29 protein-coding genes are annotated in these 17,353 nt (G+C 64.8%); all 29 read right to left on the reverse strand.

Annotated elements, in window-relative coordinates; genetic code table 11:
- Positions 1-182: 182 nt before the first annotated feature.
- Positions 183-1,136: an ABC transporter ATP-binding protein gene (locus D0B54_RS19840; protein WP_117293441.1), complete on the reverse strand. Its 954-nt coding sequence runs from the start codon at positions 1,134-1,136 to the stop codon at positions 183-185.
- 144 nt (positions 1,137-1,280) lie between these two features.
- Positions 1,281-2,156, reverse strand: coding sequence for an ABC transporter permease subunit (locus tag D0B54_RS19845; RefSeq protein WP_117293443.1), 876 nt, complete (start codon positions 2,154-2,156; stop codon positions 1,281-1,283).
- The gene (oppB, locus tag D0B54_RS19850) at positions 2,153-3,076 is read right to left on the reverse strand and encodes an oligopeptide ABC transporter permease OppB (protein ID WP_117293445.1); all 924 of its coding nucleotides are present in this window, start codon (positions 3,074-3,076) and stop codon (positions 2,153-2,155) included. Before oppB ends, D0B54_RS19845 begins: the two co-directional genes overlap by 4 nt.
- A gap of 1 nt (position 3,077) precedes the next feature.
- Complete coding sequence (locus D0B54_RS19855; RefSeq protein WP_117293447.1) at positions 3,078-4,694, reverse strand: peptide ABC transporter substrate-binding protein; 1,617 nt, start codon at positions 4,692-4,694, stop codon at positions 3,078-3,080.
- Between the two features lie 47 nt (positions 4,695-4,741).
- Complete coding sequence (locus tag D0B54_RS19860; RefSeq protein ID WP_117295387.1) at positions 4,742-5,641, reverse strand: EamA family transporter; 900 nt, start codon at positions 5,639-5,641, stop codon at positions 4,742-4,744.
- Between the two features lie 97 nt (positions 5,642-5,738).
- Positions 5,739-6,137: a 50S ribosomal protein L17 gene (gene rplQ, locus D0B54_RS19865; RefSeq protein ID WP_117293449.1), complete on the reverse strand. Its 399-nt coding sequence runs from the start codon at positions 6,135-6,137 to the stop codon at positions 5,739-5,741.
- Between the two features lie 21 nt (positions 6,138-6,158).
- A complete protein-coding gene (locus tag D0B54_RS19870; protein WP_117293451.1) occupies positions 6,159-7,139 on the reverse strand; it encodes a DNA-directed RNA polymerase subunit alpha in 981 nt (326 codons plus the stop codon).
- A gap of 36 nt (positions 7,140-7,175) precedes the next feature.
- Entirely contained in the window at positions 7,176-7,796 is a 621-nt protein-coding gene (gene rpsD / locus D0B54_RS19875; RefSeq protein WP_117293453.1) for a 30S ribosomal protein S4, read from the reverse strand.
- A 22-nt stretch (positions 7,797-7,818) separates the two neighbouring features.
- A complete protein-coding gene (gene rpsK, locus D0B54_RS19880) occupies positions 7,819-8,217 on the reverse strand; it encodes a 30S ribosomal protein S11 (RefSeq protein WP_104229908.1) in 399 nt (132 codons plus the stop codon).
- 18 nt (positions 8,218-8,235) lie between these two features.
- The gene (gene rpsM / locus D0B54_RS19885; RefSeq protein ID WP_117293455.1) at positions 8,236-8,607 is read right to left on the reverse strand and encodes a 30S ribosomal protein S13; all 372 of its coding nucleotides are present in this window, start codon (positions 8,605-8,607) and stop codon (positions 8,236-8,238) included.
- A gap of 76 nt (positions 8,608-8,683) precedes the next feature.
- The gene (gene rpmJ / locus D0B54_RS19890) at positions 8,684-8,797 is read right to left on the reverse strand and encodes a 50S ribosomal protein L36 (protein WP_020651319.1); all 114 of its coding nucleotides are present in this window, start codon (positions 8,795-8,797) and stop codon (positions 8,684-8,686) included.
- A gap of 24 nt (positions 8,798-8,821) precedes the next feature.
- Entirely contained in the window at positions 8,822-10,165 is a 1,344-nt protein-coding gene (gene secY, locus D0B54_RS19895) for a preprotein translocase subunit SecY (protein WP_367396793.1), read from the reverse strand.
- Positions 10,166-10,237: 72 nt separating this feature from the next.
- Positions 10,238-10,672 carry a 50S ribosomal protein L15 gene (gene rplO / locus D0B54_RS19900; RefSeq protein WP_117293457.1) on the reverse strand — a complete coding sequence of 145 codons (435 nt, stop codon included), beginning with the start codon at positions 10,670-10,672 and terminating at the stop codon, positions 10,238-10,240.
- Between the two features lies 1 nt (position 10,673).
- Positions 10,674-10,859 carry a 50S ribosomal protein L30 gene (gene rpmD, locus D0B54_RS19905; RefSeq protein WP_117293459.1) on the reverse strand — a complete coding sequence of 62 codons (186 nt, stop codon included), beginning with the start codon at positions 10,857-10,859 and terminating at the stop codon, positions 10,674-10,676.
- Positions 10,860-10,862: 3 nt separating this feature from the next.
- Complete coding sequence (gene rpsE, locus D0B54_RS19910) at positions 10,863-11,378, reverse strand: 30S ribosomal protein S5 (protein ID WP_441347426.1); 516 nt, start codon at positions 11,376-11,378, stop codon at positions 10,863-10,865.
- A gap of 3 nt (positions 11,379-11,381) precedes the next feature.
- Positions 11,382-11,738, reverse strand: coding sequence for a 50S ribosomal protein L18 (gene rplR, locus D0B54_RS19915; protein WP_117293461.1), 357 nt, complete (start codon positions 11,736-11,738; stop codon positions 11,382-11,384).
- Between the two features lie 23 nt (positions 11,739-11,761).
- Positions 11,762-12,292 (reverse strand): 50S ribosomal protein L6, encoded by a 531-nt coding sequence (gene rplF, locus D0B54_RS19920; protein ID WP_117293463.1) that lies wholly within the window; start codon positions 12,290-12,292, stop codon positions 11,762-11,764.
- Between the two features lie 11 nt (positions 12,293-12,303).
- Positions 12,304-12,699 (reverse strand): 30S ribosomal protein S8, encoded by a 396-nt coding sequence (gene rpsH / locus D0B54_RS19925; protein WP_117293465.1) that lies wholly within the window; start codon positions 12,697-12,699, stop codon positions 12,304-12,306.
- 12 nt (positions 12,700-12,711) lie between these two features.
- Positions 12,712-13,017: a 30S ribosomal protein S14 gene (gene rpsN, locus D0B54_RS19930; RefSeq protein ID WP_117293467.1), complete on the reverse strand. Its 306-nt coding sequence runs from the start codon at positions 13,015-13,017 to the stop codon at positions 12,712-12,714.
- Between the two features lie 9 nt (positions 13,018-13,026).
- On the reverse strand, positions 13,027-13,566 hold the full coding sequence (gene rplE, locus D0B54_RS19935) for a 50S ribosomal protein L5 (RefSeq protein WP_117293469.1): 540 nt from the start codon (positions 13,564-13,566) through the stop codon (positions 13,027-13,029).
- A 12-nt stretch (positions 13,567-13,578) separates the two neighbouring features.
- Positions 13,579-13,893, reverse strand: a complete 315-nt coding sequence (gene rplX, locus D0B54_RS19940) for a 50S ribosomal protein L24 (protein ID WP_117293471.1) — start codon at positions 13,891-13,893, stop codon at positions 13,579-13,581.
- Between the two features lie 12 nt (positions 13,894-13,905).
- Positions 13,906-14,271: a 50S ribosomal protein L14 gene (gene rplN / locus D0B54_RS19945; protein WP_117293473.1), complete on the reverse strand. Its 366-nt coding sequence runs from the start codon at positions 14,269-14,271 to the stop codon at positions 13,906-13,908.
- A gap of 3 nt (positions 14,272-14,274) precedes the next feature.
- Positions 14,275-14,547: a 30S ribosomal protein S17 gene (rpsQ, locus tag D0B54_RS19950; protein ID WP_117293475.1), complete on the reverse strand. Its 273-nt coding sequence runs from the start codon at positions 14,545-14,547 to the stop codon at positions 14,275-14,277.
- Positions 14,548-14,550: 3 nt separating this feature from the next.
- Positions 14,551-14,754, reverse strand: a complete 204-nt coding sequence (gene rpmC, locus D0B54_RS19955; RefSeq protein WP_117293477.1) for a 50S ribosomal protein L29 — start codon at positions 14,752-14,754, stop codon at positions 14,551-14,553.
- Positions 14,754-15,167: a 50S ribosomal protein L16 gene (rplP, locus tag D0B54_RS19960; protein WP_104229923.1), complete on the reverse strand. Its 414-nt coding sequence runs from the start codon at positions 15,165-15,167 to the stop codon at positions 14,754-14,756. The genes rpmC and rplP overlap by 1 nt, the downstream gene beginning before the upstream one ends.
- 19 nt (positions 15,168-15,186) lie before the next feature.
- Positions 15,187-15,870 (reverse strand): 30S ribosomal protein S3, encoded by a 684-nt coding sequence (rpsC, locus tag D0B54_RS19965; RefSeq protein ID WP_117293479.1) that lies wholly within the window; start codon positions 15,868-15,870, stop codon positions 15,187-15,189.
- Positions 15,871-15,882: 12 nt separating this feature from the next.
- On the reverse strand, positions 15,883-16,218 hold the full coding sequence (rplV, locus tag D0B54_RS19970) for a 50S ribosomal protein L22 (protein WP_441347442.1): 336 nt from the start codon (positions 16,216-16,218) through the stop codon (positions 15,883-15,885).
- A 9-nt stretch (positions 16,219-16,227) separates the two neighbouring features.
- On the reverse strand, positions 16,228-16,497 hold the full coding sequence (gene rpsS, locus D0B54_RS19975; RefSeq protein WP_117293483.1) for a 30S ribosomal protein S19: 270 nt from the start codon (positions 16,495-16,497) through the stop codon (positions 16,228-16,230).
- Between the two features lie 12 nt (positions 16,498-16,509).
- Positions 16,510-17,343 (reverse strand): 50S ribosomal protein L2, encoded by an 834-nt coding sequence (gene rplB / locus D0B54_RS19980; RefSeq protein ID WP_117293485.1) that lies wholly within the window; start codon positions 17,341-17,343, stop codon positions 16,510-16,512.
- Between the last annotated feature and the right edge of the window lie 10 nt (positions 17,344-17,353).

Genomic DNA, 17,353 nt, shown 5'->3' on the forward strand with positions numbered 1-17,353 from the left:
GGCCGGCCCCCTTTTGAAGGCCCGTCACCCCACGATTGGTTTGTGTGCCGCAATCTATGCGGAATCGCGCTCAGGAATCAACCTGAGCTAAGGCCAATAAGCTGCTGTTGCGGCTTCGGGAACGGTCGCTGGCCCGATCCGCTGTCGCGGTCGCGGTCGCCTGCAGCAGACCGGATACGGCCTCAGGCTGCGTGGCAGGCGCGCAGCACTCCGCCGGGGTGTTGCAGCACCGGCGGCCGCCGGCCGCAGGGCTCGAAGGCCTGCGCGCAACGTGGCTGGAAGGGGCAGCCGGGGGGCAGCTGCAGCAGGTCCGGCGGCGCACCCGGGATGGCCGCCAGCGGCAGGTCCAGCGGTGAGTCCAGGCCGGGCCGCGAATCGAGCAGGCCGCGGGTATAGGGGTGGCCCGGCCGCGTCAGCAGGCGCTCGGTGGGACCGTTCTCCATCAGCTGGCCGGCGTACATCACCAGGGTGCGCTCGCAGAGTTCGCTGACGATGCCGAGGTCGTGGGAAATCAGCAGCACCGCCACACCGAACTCGCGGCGCAGCTCGCCCAGCAACTCCAGGATCTGCGCCTGCACGGTGACGTCGAGCGCCGTGGTCGGCTCGTCGGCGATCAGCAGGCGCGGCCGGCACAGCAGGGTCATGGCGATCATCACGCGCTGGCGCATGCCGCCCGAGAGTTCGTGCGGGTACTGATCCAGCCGCCGCGTGGCGTCGGGGATGCGCACGGAATCGAGCATGCGCGCCGACTCCGCCAGCCCCGCTACCTTGTTCATGCCGCGATGCTGCACCAGCACCTCGGCCATCTGCGTGCCGATGGACAGGTAGGGGTTGAGGCTGGTCATCGGGTCCTGGAAGACCATGCCGATCTGCGCGCCGCGGATGCGGTTCATCTGCGCCGCCGGCAACTTCAGCAATTCCTGGCCGTCGAAGCGGATGTTGCCGCGTGCCGTGGCATTGCGCGCCAGCAGGCCCATGATCGCCATCGCGGTCTGCGACTTGCCGGAGCCGGATTCGCCGACCACCCCCAGCGCCTCCCCTGCCCCGACCTGGAACGACAGGTCGTTGACCGCGCGCAGCTCACCCTCCGGCGTGCGGAAGCTGATTTCCAGGTGTTCGACTTCGAGCAGGGGCATGGGTAAAGCCTACGCGGTCCGCAAATGAACGCGAATGGACGCAAATGAGAAGAAAGCGGGTCCCGCCACAGCAGCCGGCCTTTCCTCAGCAGATGTTTTCATATTCGCGTTCATTTGCGTTCATTCGCGGACTGCATTGGCCTTTCAGCGATCTTTCGGATCCAGCGCATCGCGCAGGCCGTCGCCCAGGAAGTTGAAGCACAGCAGGGCCAGTGCCAGGAAGCCGGCCGGGAACAGCAGCGGCCAGACCGTGGCCTCCATTTCGCGCGCACCGTCGTTGACCAGCGAGCCCCAGCTGGTCATCGGCTCCTGCACGCCCAGGCCGAGGAAGCTCAGGAAGGACTCCACCAAAATAACCTGGGGAATCGTCAGCGTGGCGTAGATCACCACCACGCCCATCAGGTTGGGCACGATGTGGCGGCGGATGATCTCGCGCGGCGGCGTGCCGGCGACGATCGCCGCGTCGATGAATTCACGGCGCCGCAGCGACAGGGTCTGGCCGCGCACGATGCGCGCCATGTCCAGCCAGTTGACCGCGCCGATCGCCACGAAGATCAGCAGCAGCTGGCGCCCGAACAGCACCATCAGCAGGATCACGAAGAACATGAAGGGCAAGGCGTAGAGCACGTCGACCACGCGCATCATCACCTGGTCCACGCGCCCGCCGTAGTAGCCGGCGATGGCGCCGTAGGCGACGCCGATCAGCAGCGACACCAGGGTGGAGACGATGCCCACCATCAGCGAGATGCGCCCGCCCACCAGGGTGCGCGAGAACAGGTCGCGGCCGACGCTGTCGGTGCCGAAAACATGGCCGTCGTGCAGCGTCGGCTCGGCGCCCCAGCTGCCGGTGAAGTCGATCTCGTCGTAGGCGTAGGGGCTGAACAGCGGGCCGAACAGGATCGCCAGCAGCATCAGCGCCAGCACGATGCCGGCGACCAGCGCGGCACGGTTGTGGCGCAGGCGGCGCCAGGCGTCCTGCCACAGGCTGCGACCCACCACGGGTTGGGGAAGCTGGCTCATTCCACCCTCACGCGCGGATCGAGCGCCCCGTACAGCAGGTCGACGAGGAAATTGAACAGCACGATCAGCAGGCCATAGAAGATCACCACGCCCAGCACCAGGGTGTAGTCGCGGTTGATCGCCGCCTGCACGAAGTAGCGGCCCAGGCCGGGGATGCCGAAGATCTGCTCGATCACCACCGAGCCGGTGATCACACCGGCCGCGGTGGGGCCGAGGAAGGACAGGATCGGCATCATCGCCGGCTTGAGCGCGTGGCGCAGGATCACCTGGTGCTCCGGCAGGCCCTTGGCGCGGGCGGTGCGGATGAAGTTGGAGCGCAGCACCTCGATCATCGACCCGCGCATCAGGCGCGCGATGTAGGCGATCTGCGGCAACGCCAGCGCAATCACCGGCATCAGCATGTCCTGGAAGCGGCCTTTCTCCCAGCCCCCCGCCGGCAGCCAGTGCAGCGTCACCGAGAACAGCAGGATCATCAGCGGCGCGACGACGTAGCTGGGCAGCGAGATGCCGGCCATCGACAGCGTCATCACCGACCAGTCGCCGAAGCCGTTCTGCTTGCGCGCTGCCCAGATGCCGGCCGCACCGCCCACCAGCAGGGCCAGCAGCATGCTCGACAGGCCGATGGTCAGCGACACCGGGAAGCCCTGCGCGATCAGCTCGGTGACCGAGAAGCCGGAGTACTGGAACGAGGGGCCGAGGTCGCCGCGCAGCAGGCCGCCCATGTAGCGCAGGTACTGCTGCCACAGCGGCTCGTCGAGGTGGTAGGCCGCGTTGATCGCCGCCTCGATCTCCGGCAGCAGCGAGCGCTCCTTGTCGAAGGGGCCGCCCGGTGCGGCGCGCATCATGAAGAACGCCAGCGTGATCAGCGCGAGCAGTGTCGGAATCGAGGCCAGCAGCCGGCGCATCGCGAATCGCAGCACGTCAATAGCCCTCGATCCGCATGTCTTTGGAATAGTGGTAGTCCAGGATGTTGTCCTGCCACTGCCTGACCCAGGGCTTCACCAGGTTCTTGGAGACATAGAAGGTCAGCGGGATCATCGGCAGGTCCTCCAGCAGGATGCGCTCCGCCTGCTCCAGCTGCGCCTGGCGGCGCAGCGGATCGGTCTCGGCAGCGGCCTGCACCAGCAGCGCGTCGTACTGCGCATTGCTCCAGCCGGTGTCGTTCTGGCCGTGGGTGCTCTGCATGATGTCCAGGAAGGTGGAGGCGTCGTTGTAGTCGCCGATCCAGGCCGAGCGGAACACCTGGGTCTTCTTCTTCAGCTTGCGCGTGTTGAGGAAGACCTTCCACTCCTCGTTGACCAGGGTGCTCTTCACGCCCAGCCACTGCTTCCACATGGCCGCCACCACCACCGACACGCGCTTGTTGTTCTCGCTGGTGTTGTAGCGGATCTCGACCTCGGCCGGGTGCTCCTTGCTGTAGCCGGCCTCGGCGTAAAGCTTGCGCGCCAGCGCCAGGCGCTGCGCCTGGGTCCACTTGGACCAGGCCGGGGTCTGCGGGGTCACGCCCTCGGTGCGCGGCGGAATCCAGCCGTACGATGGAAGCGACAGGCCGTAGAGCACCTTTTCGCCGATGATGTCGCGGTCGATCGCCAGGCTCAGCGCCTGGCGCAGCTTGAGGTTGTCCTTGAACGGCGCGCGGGTGAGGTTGTAACCGAAGTACGAGATGCCCAGGTACGGCGCCATCTTGAACTCGGCCGGCAGGTTCTTGCGGATCCAGGGCGTCTGGATCACCGGGTAGCCGGTAGCCCAGTCGAGGTCGCCGGCACGGTAGGCCTTCAGCTCAGAGTTCTGGTCCTCTGTGGCGTAGTACATCACCGTGTCGATGTGGGTCTGCGCGTCGTTCCAGTAGTGGCGGTTGCGCTGGATCCGCACGTGCGACTGCACCACCCAGTCGTCCAGCGTGTAGGCGCCGTTGCAGACCATGTGCCCCGGCCGCGCAAACTGGTCGCCGTACTGCTTCAGGCTGGGACGATGGATCGGGAACGTGGTGGTATGCGACAGCATGCCCAGCAGGTAGGGCGTGGGCCCGCGCAGGCGCAGCAGCAGGGTGTGGTCGTCCACCGCTTCCACCCCCAGCGAGTCCGGCGGCTTCTTGCCGGTGATCACCTCGGGCGCGTTGAGCAGCGGCTCCAGCATCTGCGCGTAGGAGGAGCCGGTCTTCGGGTCGGCGGCGCGGCGCAGGCCGGCGACGAAGTCCTCCGCCACCACCGGATCACCGTTGGACCAGCGCGCCTGCGGCCGCAGGAAGAAGATGTATTCCAGTCCGTCGGGGCTGATCTGCCAGCTCTCGGCTGCGCCCGGGATGGTCTCGCCCTTGGGCGAGACGATGGTGAGGCCCTCGCAGAGGTCGCGCACGATGCGCGAGCCGTCCACGGTCTCGGTCTTGTGCGGATCCAGGGTCTGCGGCTCGGCACCGTTGCCGATGCGCAGCACGTTGCCCGCCGGCCCGGCCTGCGCCGCGTCGGCGCACAGGGCCAGGGCAAGGCCCAGCCAGGCCAGGCGGCGACTGCTGCGCTTGCGGATCGACTCGGGGGGCATCGTGATTTTATATTTACTTTAGTAACTGAATTTACTAATTTTACACTTCATGCCGGGCTGGCCGGTTTCGGCTTGCGCGAAGCCAGGGTCACCAGCACCACGCCCCCCAGGATCACCAGTGTTCCCAGCCACTGCGTCGGCGACAGCCGCTCGTCCAGGATCGCCCAGCCCAGGACCACGGCCACCGCAGGATTGACGTAAGCATAGGTGCCGAGCACCGCCGGCGTCACCTGCTGCACCAGCCAGAAGTAGGCGCCATAGGCGATGCAGGAGCCGAATACCGTCAGGTACAGCAGCATCCATGCCGCCGTGGGGGTCATGTGCCAGCGCGGGGCCTCGCCGCTGGCCATGCCGATGCTGCCCATCACCGCGCCCGCGATCATCATCTGCAGCGCGGCACCGACCCAGGCGGAGCAGGCCGGCGGATGGCGTCGCAGGGCCACCGAGCCGGCGCCCCAGGCCACGGTGGCGGCCAGCAGGGCGGCATAGGCCAGCGGCGGCGCGGCACGCAGCTGCAGGCCGCCGCCGACCAGCACCGCCACGCCGGCGAAGCCCACGGCCAGGCCGACGATGCTGAGGCGGTTGACCGTCTCGCCGCGGCTGCCGAAGGTGCCGAACCAGGCGATCCACAGGGCACTGGTGGCCACGATCAGGGCGGCCTGGTTGGACTCCACCCATTGCTCGGACCAGGTCACCAGGCCGTTGCCGGCCACCAGCATGGTCAAGGCGGCAAAGGCGATGCTGCGCCAGTCCTGCCAGCGTTGCGGCAAACGGTGACCGCGTGAACGGGCCCACAGCAGCATCAGCAGGCCGGCCGCCATGAAGCGGCTGCCGGAGAACAGGAAGGGCGGCAGGTCGCGCACGCCGACGCGGATCGCCAGGTACGTGGAACCCCAGACGAGGTAGACCGTCGCCAGCGCCAGGGCCACCGAGGAATTGCGGGACATGCTGCTCAGCATAGGGCCGTCCGGGAAAAGCCGCAGCCGGAAACGACGACGGGCGCCACTAGGGCGCCCGTCGCGAGTCTGGGAAGACTGGTGCTACTTAAGCAGCCGGGGCAGCCTCGACCGGAGCGGCGGCGCCGCGCGGACGATCGACCAGCTCGACGTAGGCCATCGGCGCGTCGTCACCGGCGCGGAAGCCGCAGCGCAGGATGCGCAGGTAGCCGCCGGGGCGCTTGGCGTAACGCGGGCCGATCTCGTTGAACAGCTTGGTCACCGCGTCGCGGTCGCGCAGGCGCGAGAACACGAGGCGACGGTTGGCCAGCGTGTCCGCCTTGGCGCGGGTGATCAGCGGCTCGGCAACGCGGCGCAGTTCCTTCGCCTTCGGCACCGTGGTCTTGATCAGCTCATTCTTGATCAGCGCAACCGTGATGGCCTGCATCGTGGCCTTGCGGTGGCTGGGGCTACGGCCGAACGCGCGGCCTGACATTCCGTGACGCATAAATAACTATCCTTTATGTCTTCAGGCCGGCGTCTTGGGCGACGACCAGTTGTCGAGCTTCATGCCCAACTCGAGGTCATGCGCCTTCAGCGCTTCCTTGATTTCGTTGAGCGACTTCTTGCCGAGGTTCGGCGTCTTCATCAGTTCCATCTCGGTGCGCTGCACCAGATCGCCGATGTAATAGACGTTCTCCGCCTTGAGGCAGTTGGCCGAACGCACGGTGAGTTCCAGATCGTCGATCGGGCGGAACAGGATCGGCGACAGGTCCTTCTTGCCCGGAGTGGCGGCGGCCTGGGCGGCTTCCGCTTCCAGGTCGACGAACACGGCGAGCTGGTCGCGCAGGATGCGGGCCGACAGGCGCACGGCCTCGGCAGCATCGATGCCGCCGTTGGTGTCCACGTCGAGGATCAGCTTGTCGAGGTCGGTGCGCTGCGCAACGCGGGCGCGCTCGACGGCGTAGCTGACGCGGCGAACCGGGCTGTAGCTGGCATCCAGCTTGAGCACGCCGATACCGCGGGTTTCCTCTTCACGCACGATGCTGGCAGCCGGCACGTAGCCGCGGCCACGGGTGACCTTCAGCGTCATGTTGAGCTTGCCGCCGGTCAGGTGCGCGAGCACCAGTTCCGGGTTGACGATCTCGACGTCGTGGTCCAGCTGGATGTCGCCGGCGGTGATGGCACCCTTGCCCGACTTCTCGAGGCGCAGGGTGGCTTCTTCACGGGCGTGCATGCGGATCGCGATGTTCTTGATGTTCAGCAGGATGTCGATGACATCTTCCTGGACGCCTTCGACCGCGCTGTACTCGTGCACGACACCGTCGATCTGCACTTCGGTAATCGCTGCGCCCGGAATCGACGACAGCAGGATGCGGCGCAGGGCATTGCCCAGCGTGTGGCCGAAGCCGCGCTCCATCGGTTCGAGGGTGACGCGCGCACGATGGGTGGAAACGGCTTCCACCTCGATCAGGCGCGGCTTGAGCAGGTCGGCAATCACATTCTGCATGCTGGATACTTCCTCGGCTGGAAGGCCGGTGACTACTTACTTGGAGTACAACTCGACGACGAGCTGCTCGTTGATGTCCGGCACGATCTGATCACGGGTCGGCTTGGCCTTGAAGGTGCCCTTGAGGCCCTTCTCGTCCACGTCGATCCAGTCCGGCATGCCGGCCTGCGAGGCGATCGACAGCGACTCGGCCACGCGGCTCTGGCTGCGCGACTTCTCGCGGATCTCCACCACGTCACCCACCTGAACCTGGTAGGACGGGATGTTGACCTGCTTGCCGTTGACCAGGACAGCCTTGTGGCTGACCAGCTGGCGCGACTCGGAACGCGTGCGGCCGAAGCCCATGCGATACACGACGTTGTCCAGGCGGCTTTCCAGCATCTGCAGGAGGATCAGGCCGGTGGAGCCCTTCTTCGACGATGCCTTGAGGTAGTAATTGCGGAACTGCTTCTCGAGCACGCCGTACATCTGCTTCAGCTTCTGCTTTTCACGCAGCTGCAGGGCATAGTCGGACAGACGGGGCTTTACAGCGCCGTGCTGGCCGGGACGGGTTTCGAGCTTGCACTTGCTGTCCAGCGAACGGGCGCGCGACTTGAGCAGCAGGTCGGTGCCGGCACGGCGGGAAAGCTTGCACTTGGGGCCAATATAACGAGCCATGAGGTAGTCTCCGTTTGGCGGCTTACACGCGGCGGCGCTTGGGCGCGCGGCAGCCGTTGTGCGGAATCGGGGTCACATCGGTGATGTTGACGATCTTGAAGCCGGCGGCGTTGAGCGCGCGCACGGCGGACTCGCGACCGGGGCCAGGGCCCTTCACCAGCACCTCGACGTTCTTCACGCCGTGCTCGGCGGCAGCCTGGGCAGCCTTGTCGGCAGCGACCTGGGCGGCGAACGGCGTGGACTTGCGCGAGCCCTTGAAGCCGGCGGCGCCCGCCGTGCTCCAGGAAATCGCGTTGCCCTGGCGATCGGTGATCAGGATGATCGTGTTGTTGAACGAGGCGTGGATGTGGGCCACGGCATCGGTCACGTTCTTCTTGACCTTCTTGCGCTTGGCGGCAGCTGCGTTGTTCTGGGTAGCCATATCAGGTTCCGGGCGCTATCAGGTGGTCTTCTTCATCGCGACCGTGCCACGGCGCGGACCCTTGCGGGTACGGGCGTTGGTACGGGTGCGCTGGCCACGAACCGGCAGGCCACGGCGATGACGCGTGCCGCGGTAGCAGCCCAGGTCGATCAGACGCTTGATGCTCATCGACACTTCGCGGCGCAGGTCGCCTTCCACGATGTAGCGGCCGACCTCGGCGCGCAGCTTGTCCAGCTCGCCCTCGGTGAGCGTGCGGATCTGGACAGTGGGATCAATCCCCGCGGCCACGCAGATCTTGCGCGAACGGGTCCTGCCGATACCGTAGATCGCCGTGAGGGCAATGACGGTGTGCTTCCTATCCGGGATATTGACACCCGCGATACGTGCCATACGCAAAACTCCTAGGTACAACTAATGCCGATAGCGCGAAAAAGGGCGCGATTTTACTGATATTTGGCTGAAAAAATCAACCCTGACGCTGCTTGTGACGCGGATCCGTGCACAGGATCCGGACGACGCCGTTACGGCGTACGACCTTGCAGTTGCGGCAGATTTTCTTGACCGAAGCGCGGACTTTCATGATTTGACTCTCAAATTTACCGGATCAGCGAGCCGACGACGGACCCAGGGACTTCAAATTGGCCTTTTTCATCAGGCCTTCGTACTGGTGGGACATCAGGTGCGCCTGCAGCTGCGCCATGAAGTCCATCACCACCACCACCGTAATCAGCAGCGAGGTACCGCCAAAATGGAACGGGATACCCGGGAAGAAGCTGCGCAGGACCTCGGGAGCCAGGCACACCGCCAGGATGTAGGCCGAACCGGCGACAGTCAGGCGTGTCAGGACGGTGTCGATGTACTTGGCGGTCATCACGCCGGGGCGCACACCCGGAATGAAAGCACCTGATTTCTTGAGGTTTTCTGCCGTTTCGCGCGAATCGAACACCAGCGCGGTGTAGAAGAAGCAGAAAAACACGATCAGCATGCCGTACAGGACGGTGTACAGCGGCTGACCCGGCGACAGGGCATTGGCCACCTGCTGCATGATGCCGCCCTGGGCGCCGTCACCGAAGAACTGCACCAGCGAAGCCGGAAACAGGATCAGCGAAGAGGCGAAGATCGGCGGGATCACGCCCGACATGTTCAGCTTCAGCGGCAGATGCTGGGTCTGGGCGGCAAACACCTTGCGACCCTGCTGCCGCCGTGCATGATGCACGGGGATGCGGCGCTGGGCGCGCTCCACGAAGACCACGGCCCAGGTCACCAGGACCACGGCCACCAGCACCACCAGCACCACGAAGCCGTTCAGCGAGCCCTCGGTAACCAGCTGGGCGGTGGACGCCATGGCGCGCGGGAAGCCCGCCACGATGCCGGCGAAGATCAGCATGGAAATGCCGTTGCCGATGCCGCGCTCGGTGATCTGCTCGCCCAGCCACATCAGGAACATCGTGCCGGTCACCAGGGACACGGTCGCGGTGAACAGGAAGCCGAAGCCGACGTTGACCGCCACGCCCGACTTCTGCAGGGCCAGGGCGGCGCCGAAGGACTGGAACAGCGCCAGGCCCAGGGTGCCGTAACGGGTGTACTTGGTGATCGTCCGGCGGCCCGACTCGCCTTCCTTCTTCAGCTCCTTGAGCTGGGGAACGACGGCGGCCATCAGCTGCACGATGATCGAGGCGGAGATGTAGGGCATCACGCCCAGGGCGAAGATCGACAGGCGCTCGAGCGAACCGCCCGAGAACATGTTGAACATGTCCAGGATCGTGCCCTTGGACTGGTTGAACAGTGCCGCGAGCTGGCCAGGATCGATGCCCGGCACCGGGATGTAGCTGCCGATGCGGAACACGATGATGGCGCCCAGCAGGAACAGCAGACGGCTGCGGACTTCTCCAATCTTGGAGAGGTCCGGGACCATCGATCCCGCCGGCATGCCAGTTGCTTTCGCCATGATGTGTTAGTGAGCTTTCTGTCTTGTTTGAGTAGTCCGGGCCACGGATGGCCCGGTCTGGAACAGGGACGTTTACTCTGCGATCGTGCCGCCGGCAGCCGTGATCACTTCACGGGCACCCTTGGTGACCAGGATGCCTTTGAGCGTGACGGCGCGGGTCAGTTCACCCGACTTGATGACCTTGGCGGTCTGCACGTTGGCGCCGACCACGTTCCGGGCCTTCAGCACGGCCAGGTCGATCTCGGTCTCGGTCAGCTTGTTCAGCTCCGACAGGCGCACTTCTTCGGTCAGGCTGGCCAGCGGGGAGTTGAAGCCGCGCTTGGGCAGGCGACGCTGGATCGGCATCTGGCCGCCCTCGAAGCCCAGCTTGTTGTAGCCGCCCGAACGGGCGTGCTGACCCTTGTGGCCGCGGCCGGCGGTCTTGCCCAGGCCCGAACCGATGCCGCGCGCAACGCGCTTCTTGACGGTCTTGGCGCCGGCGGTCGGCTTGATGGTGTTGAGTTTCATCTCAGACCTCTTCGACGCGGAACATGTGGGACGACTTGTTGATCATGCCCATGTTTTCCGGGGTGGCATCGACAATGACCGAGCGATGCAGCTTGCGCAGGCCCAGACCATTGGCGTTGTTCTTGTGCATCGCCAGCTTCTTGGCGAGGCTGCGGATCAGCGTGACTTTGAGCTTCTTGGTCGCCATGACTTAACCCAGGATATCTTCGACCGTCTTGCCGCGCTTGGCAGCAATGTCGGACGGAACGTTCATCTTCTGCAGCGCGTCCATCGTGGCGCGCACCAGGTTGATCGGATTGCGCGAACCCAGGGCCTTGGCCAGGATGTTCTGCACGCCGGCAACCTCGAACACGGCGCGCATGGCGCCACCGGCGATCACGCCGGTACCGTCGGAGGCCGGGCGCAGGAACACCTTGGCGGCGCCGTGCTGGCCACGGATCTCATGCTGCACGGTCAGGCCGCGCAGCGAGACGGTGATCATGTTCTTGCGGGCCTGGTCCATCGCCTTGGCGATGGCAGCCGGCACTTCGCGGGCCTTGCCGTAGCCGAAGCCGACGCGGCCGTTGCCGTCGCCCACCACGGTCAGCGCGGTGAAGGCGAACTGCTTGCCGCCCTTGACCGTCTTGGAGACGCGGTTGACTGCAACCAGCTTCTCCTTGAAGTCGCCGCCAGACTGGGAATCGTCGTAGTTCATGTGCTGTGCCATGTCTTAGAACTCCAGGCCGGCTTCACGCGCGGCGTCGGCCAGCGCCTTGACGCGGCCGTGATACTTGAAACCGGAACGGTCGAAGGCAACTTTGCTGATGCCCTTGGCCTTGGCGCGCTCGGCGATCGCGGCGCCAACCTTCTTGGCGGCTTCGACGTTGCCGGTGCCCTCGAGGGCGCCCGCCAGTTCCTTCTCGACGGTCGATGCGGCGACCACCGTCACGGACTCGCCGGCGGCGATGATCTGCGCGTAGATATGCCGCGGAGTGCGGTGGATGGTCAGGCGCGGCACGCCGAGCCCGCGGATGTGGGAGCGGGTGCGACGCGCGCGGCGCAGGCGAATTTGGTTCTTGTCTTTCATGACGATCTCTGTTCAGCCAGGCCTTACTTCTTCTTGGCTTCCTTGAGGACGACCTTCTCGGTCGAGTACCGAACACCCTTGCCCTTGTAAGGCTCGGGCGGACGGAAGCCGCGGATATCGGCGGCCACCTGGCCGACCATCTTCTTGTCCGCACCCTTGATGATGATCTCGGTCTGCGTCGGCGTTTCCACCGTGATGCCTTCCGGGATCGGGTACGCAACCGGGTGCGAGAAGCCCAGCGACAGGTTCACGACCTTGCCGGCAGTGGCGGCGCGGTAACCGACGCCGACCAGCTGCAGCTTCTTCTCGTAGCCCTTGCTGACGCCGATGACGGCGTTGTTCAGCAGGGCGCGGAAGGTGCCCGCCTGCATGTTGTCGGCCTGGATCGACTCCGACTTCACGGTGATGGTGTCACCCTGGACGTCGATCTCGACGGCCTTGGGCACATTGATGGACAGGCTGCTCTTGGCACCCTTGACGGTGAGCAGGCCGGCGTTTGCCGAGACCTGGATACCGGCCGGTACTTTCACCGGCATTTTAGCGACGCGGGACATGTTCGTATTCCTTAGGCGACGATGCAGATCACCTCGCCACCCTGACCGGCAGCGCGGGCCTTGCGGTCGCTGACGACGCCGCTGGGGGTGGAGATGATGGCGACACCGAGACCGCCGAGAACCTTCGGCAGCTCGTCCTTGGCCTTGTAGACGCGCAGGGCCGGCTTGGAGATGCGCTCGATGCGCTCGATCACCGGCTTGCCCTGGAAGTACTTCAGGCCGACCGTGATGGTCTTCTTGTTGCCTTCCGCGGCGACCTGGTAGTCGGCGATGTAGCCTTCGTCCTTGAGGACGGCGGCGATCGCTTCCTTGACCTTGGACGACGGCGAGGAAATCTGCTTCTTGTGCGCCGTCTGGCCGTTGCGGATGCGGGTCAGGAAGTCGGCGATGGGATCAGTCATGCTCATAGGGTCAACCTCTTACCAGCTGGCCAGCTTCAGGCCCGGCACTTCGCCGCGCATCGCCGCTTCACGCAGCTTGTGACGCGTCAGACCGAACTTGCGATACACGCCACGGGTACGACCCGTGAGGGCGCAGCGGGTGACCTGACGGGTCTTGGACGAATCGCGCGGCAGCTTCTGCAGGGCGATCACGGCGGCATCCTTGTCCTCGGCGGACGCGGTGACGCTGGAGATCACATCCTTGAGCTTCGCACGCTTCTTGCCGTGCTTCGCGTTCAGCTTGGCGCGCTTGGTTTCGCGCTCGATCATGCTGGTCTTGGCCATGGCGTTCTCTTACTTGCGGAACGGGAAGTTGAACGCGTCGAGCAGTGCCCTGCCCTGTTCGTCGTCCTTCGCCGTCGTGGTGATGGTGATGTTCATACCGCGAGTCGCGTCGATCTTGTCGAACTCGATCTCGGGGAAGATGCCCTGTTCGGTGATGCCGAAGTTGAAGTTGCCGCGGCCGTCGAAGCCGCGAGCCGAGACGCCGCGGAAGTCGCGGATACGCGGCAGGGCGACGGTGATCAGGCGCTCCAGGAATTCGTACATCTTCTCGCGGCGCAGGGTGACCGTGACGCCCACCGGCATGTTCTCGCGGATCTTGAAACCGGCGATGGCGATGCGCGAACGGGTCACCACCGGCTTCTGGCCGGCAATGGCGGTCATTTCCGCAACGGCGGTCTCGATGATCTTGCGATCGCTCGCGGCTTCGCCGACGCCCATGTTGAGGACGATCTTGGAGATGCGCGGAACTTCCATCGAACCGAGGCCGAGCTTCTCGGCGATCTGCGGAGCGAACTTCTCGCGGTACTGGGTTTGCAGAGTGGCAGTCATGGTAGCGGCCTATTAATCCAACGATTCCTGGTTGGACTTGAAAACACGGACCTTGCGGTCACCCTCGGTCTTGTACCCGACGCGGTCGCCCTTGCCGGCCTTGGCATTCCACAGCATCACGTTGGACGCCTCGATCGGCATGGCCTTCTCGACGATGCCGCCGGAAACGCCAGCCTGCGGGTTGCCGCGCTGGTGCTTCTTGGCGATGTTGATGCCATCGATGACGAGTTTGCCCTCGGCGACGAGCACCTGCTCGACCTTGCCGCGGCGACCCTTGTCCTTGCCGGTGATGACGACGACTTCGTCGCCCTTGCGAATCTTGCTCATGTCTATAGCCCCTTACAGCACTTCAGGCGCCAGCGAAACGATCTTCATGAACCGCTCACGCAGTTCGCGCGTCACGGGCCCGAAGATGCGGGTGCCCAGCGGCTCGTTCTTGGTGTTCAGCAGAACGGCAGCGTTGGTGTCGAAACGGATCACCGAGCCATCGGCGCGCTTGATCGGGAAGCGGGTGCGGACGACGACGGCGTCATGCACTTCGCCCTTCTTGACCTTGCCGCGCGGGATCGCGTCCTTGACGGTGACCTTGATCAGGTCGCCCACGCCGGCGTAGCGGCGGTAGGTCGAACCCTTGACCTGGATCACCTGCACCATGCGCGCGCCGCTGTTGTCGGCGGCAACCAGGTAAGACTCTTGCTGGATCATGGCTTAGGCTCCGGCGGTCTGCAGGACTTCGACCAGGCGGAAGCGCTTGGTCGCCGACAGCGGACGCGTCTCAACGATGGCGACCAGATCGCCTTCCTTGCAGACGTTCTGCTCGTCGTGGGCGCGCAGCTTGGTGGAGCGGCGCAGCGTCTTGCCGTACAGCGGGTGGCGCTCGATGCGCTCCACCAGCACGGTGATGGTCTTGTCGCCCTTGTTGCTGACAACACGGCCGACGACGCGGTGGCCTTTCTTTTCGGTCTGGGTCTGGTCGGTCATGGCTTACTTCACCTGCTGCTGGCGCATCAAGGTCTTCACCTGCGCGACCTTCTTACGGGCCACGGTGATCAGGTGCGACTGGTTCTGCTGGCCGGTAGCCTTCTGCATGCGCAGATTGAACTGCTCCTTGCGAAGGGCCAGCAGTTCCACTTTGAGCTCGTTCGCGTTCTTGGCGCGGAGAGACTTCACATATTCCTGGGCTTTCATTACATGATCGTCCGGTTGACGAAGACCGTCTTGACGCAAAGCTTGGTGCCGGCGAGGCGGAAGGCCTCGCGGGCGGTCGCTTCGTCGACGCCTTCCATTTCGTACAGCATCTTGCCGGGCTGCACCTTGGCAACCCAGTACTCGACGTTGCCCTTGCCGGAGCCCATGCGGACTTCCAGCGGCTTCTTGGTCACCGGCGCGTCCGGGAAAATCCGGATCCACACCTTGCCGCCACGCTTGACGTAGCGGGAGATGACGCGGCGGGCCGCTTCGATCTGGCGGGCAGTGATCATGCCGTGTTCGGTCGTCTTCAGGCCGAACTCGCCGAAGCTGACCTTGTTGCCGTTGAGCGCCAGGCCGCGGTTGCGACCCTTCTGCTGCTTGCGGTACTTGGTGCGTTTTGGCTGCATCATGGCAGTCTTCTCCTAATCCTTAGGCAGCAGCCGCTTCCGCGGCTTCTTCCTTCTTGTCGGCGCGGGCGTCGAACACCTCGCCAGTGAACACCCAAACCTTGACACCGATGATGCCGTAGGTGGTCTTGGCTTCGGCGGTCGCGTAGTCGATGTTGGCGCGCAGCGTGTGCAGCGGCACGCGACCTTCGCGGTACCACTCGACGCGGGCGATTTCAGCACCGTTCAGACGGCCACCGACCTGAATCTTGATGCCGCCGGCGCCGATGCGCATCGCGTTCTGCACGGCGCGCTTCATGGCGCGGCGGAACATGATGCGGCGCTCGAGCTGCTGGGCGACCGACTCGGCGATCAGCTGCGCATCGAGTTCCGGCTTGCGGATTTCCTCGACCGAGATGTGCACGACGTCGGGCTTCAGACCCATGATGCGGGCGACGTCCTGCTTCAGCTTCTCGATGTCCTCACCCTTCTTGCCGATGACGATGCCAGGGCGAGCGGTGTGGATCGTGACGCGGGCGGACTTCGCCGGGCGGTCGATCTGGATCTTGGAGACGGAGGCCTGGGCCAGCTTCTTCTTGAGGAAGTCGCGGACCTGGATGTCCTTCAGCAGGTTATCGCCGTAGGCCTTGCGCTCGGCGTACCAGTTCGACACCCACTTGGTGGTGATGCCGAGGCGGAAGCCGTTGGGATTGACTTTGTGACCCATGAGTTCTCTCGCTTACTCGTCCGTCACGCGGATGGTGATGTGGCTCGTCGGCTTGACGATACGGTCGGCACGGCCCTTCGCGCGGGGCATGATGCGCTTGAGCACCGGACCCTCGTCGATGAAGATGGCCTGCAGCTTCAGTTCGTCCACGTCGGCGCCGTGGTTGTTCTCGGCGTTGGCGATGGCGGACTCGAGCACCTTGCGGATCAGACGCGACGACTTGCGCGTGTTGAACTTCAGGATGTTGAGGGCCTCATCGACCTTCTTGCCGCGCACGAGGTCGGCCACGGCGCGCGCCTTCTGCGGCGACAGGCGGACAAATTTCAGTACGGCTTGGGTTTGCATGATCCTGACTCCTTAAGCCGACTTCTTGTCGCCGTGACCCTTGAACGTCCGGGTCGGGGCGAATTCGCCGAGCTTGTGGCCCACCATGTTGTCGGTGACGAACACCGGCATGTGCTGCTTGCCGTTGTGGACCTGAATGGTCAGACCGATCATGTCGGGAGACACCATCGAGCGGCGCGACCAGGTCTTGATCGGCTTCTTGACGCGCTCACCCTGCACCTTCGCAACCTTTGCGAGGAGGTGATGATCGATGAACGGGCCCTTCTTGAGAGAACGTGCCATGACGGATCCTGGTTACTTCTTCTTGTGACGGCTACGCACGATGAACTTCTGCGTACGCTTGTTATTGCGGGTCTTGAGACCCTTGGTCTGCTGGCCCCAAGGCGTAACCGGATGCGGGTTACCCTGGCCGGACTTGCCCTCACCACCACCGTGCGGGTGGTCGACCGGGTTCATCACGACGCCACGGACGGTCGGGCGAATGCCCTTCCAGCGCTTGGCACCGGCCTTGCCGTACTGGCGCAGGTTGTGTTCGTTGTTGCCGACTTCACCGACGGTGGCGCGGCACTCGGACGGAACCTTGCGCATTTCGCCGGAACGCAGGCGGATGGTCGCGTAGTCGCCGTCGCGGGACACCAGCTGGGCCGAAGCGCCGGCCGAGCGTGCGATCTGCGCACCCTTGCCCGGACGCATCTCGACGCAGCACACGGTCGAACCGGCCGGGATGTTGCGCAGCGGCAGGGCGTTGCCCGGCTTGATCGCGGCATCGCTGCCCGACTGCACGGTGTCGCCGTCCTTCAGGCCGCGCGGCGCGATGATGTAGGCGCGCTCGCCGTCGGCATAGCACAGCAGTGCGATGTGCGCGCTGCGGTTCGGATCGTATTCAATGCGCTCGACCTTGGCCGGAACTCCGTCCTTGATGCGCTTGAAGTCGATCACGCGATACGACTGCTTGTGACCGCCGCCCTTGTGGCGGGTGGTCATGTGGCCGTTGTTGTTGCGACCACCGGTCGAGCTTTTCTTCTCGATCAGCGGAGCGTGCGGTTCGCCCTTCCACAGGCCCGGCGTGACCACCTTGACCTGGTGGCGACGGCCCGGCGAGGTGGGCTTCATCTGAATGGTTGGCATGTCGGCGTCC

The sequence above is a fragment of the Solimonas sp. K1W22B-7 genome, assembly GCF_003428335.1.
GTDB lineage: Bacteria > Pseudomonadota > Gammaproteobacteria > Nevskiales > Nevskiaceae > Solimonas_A.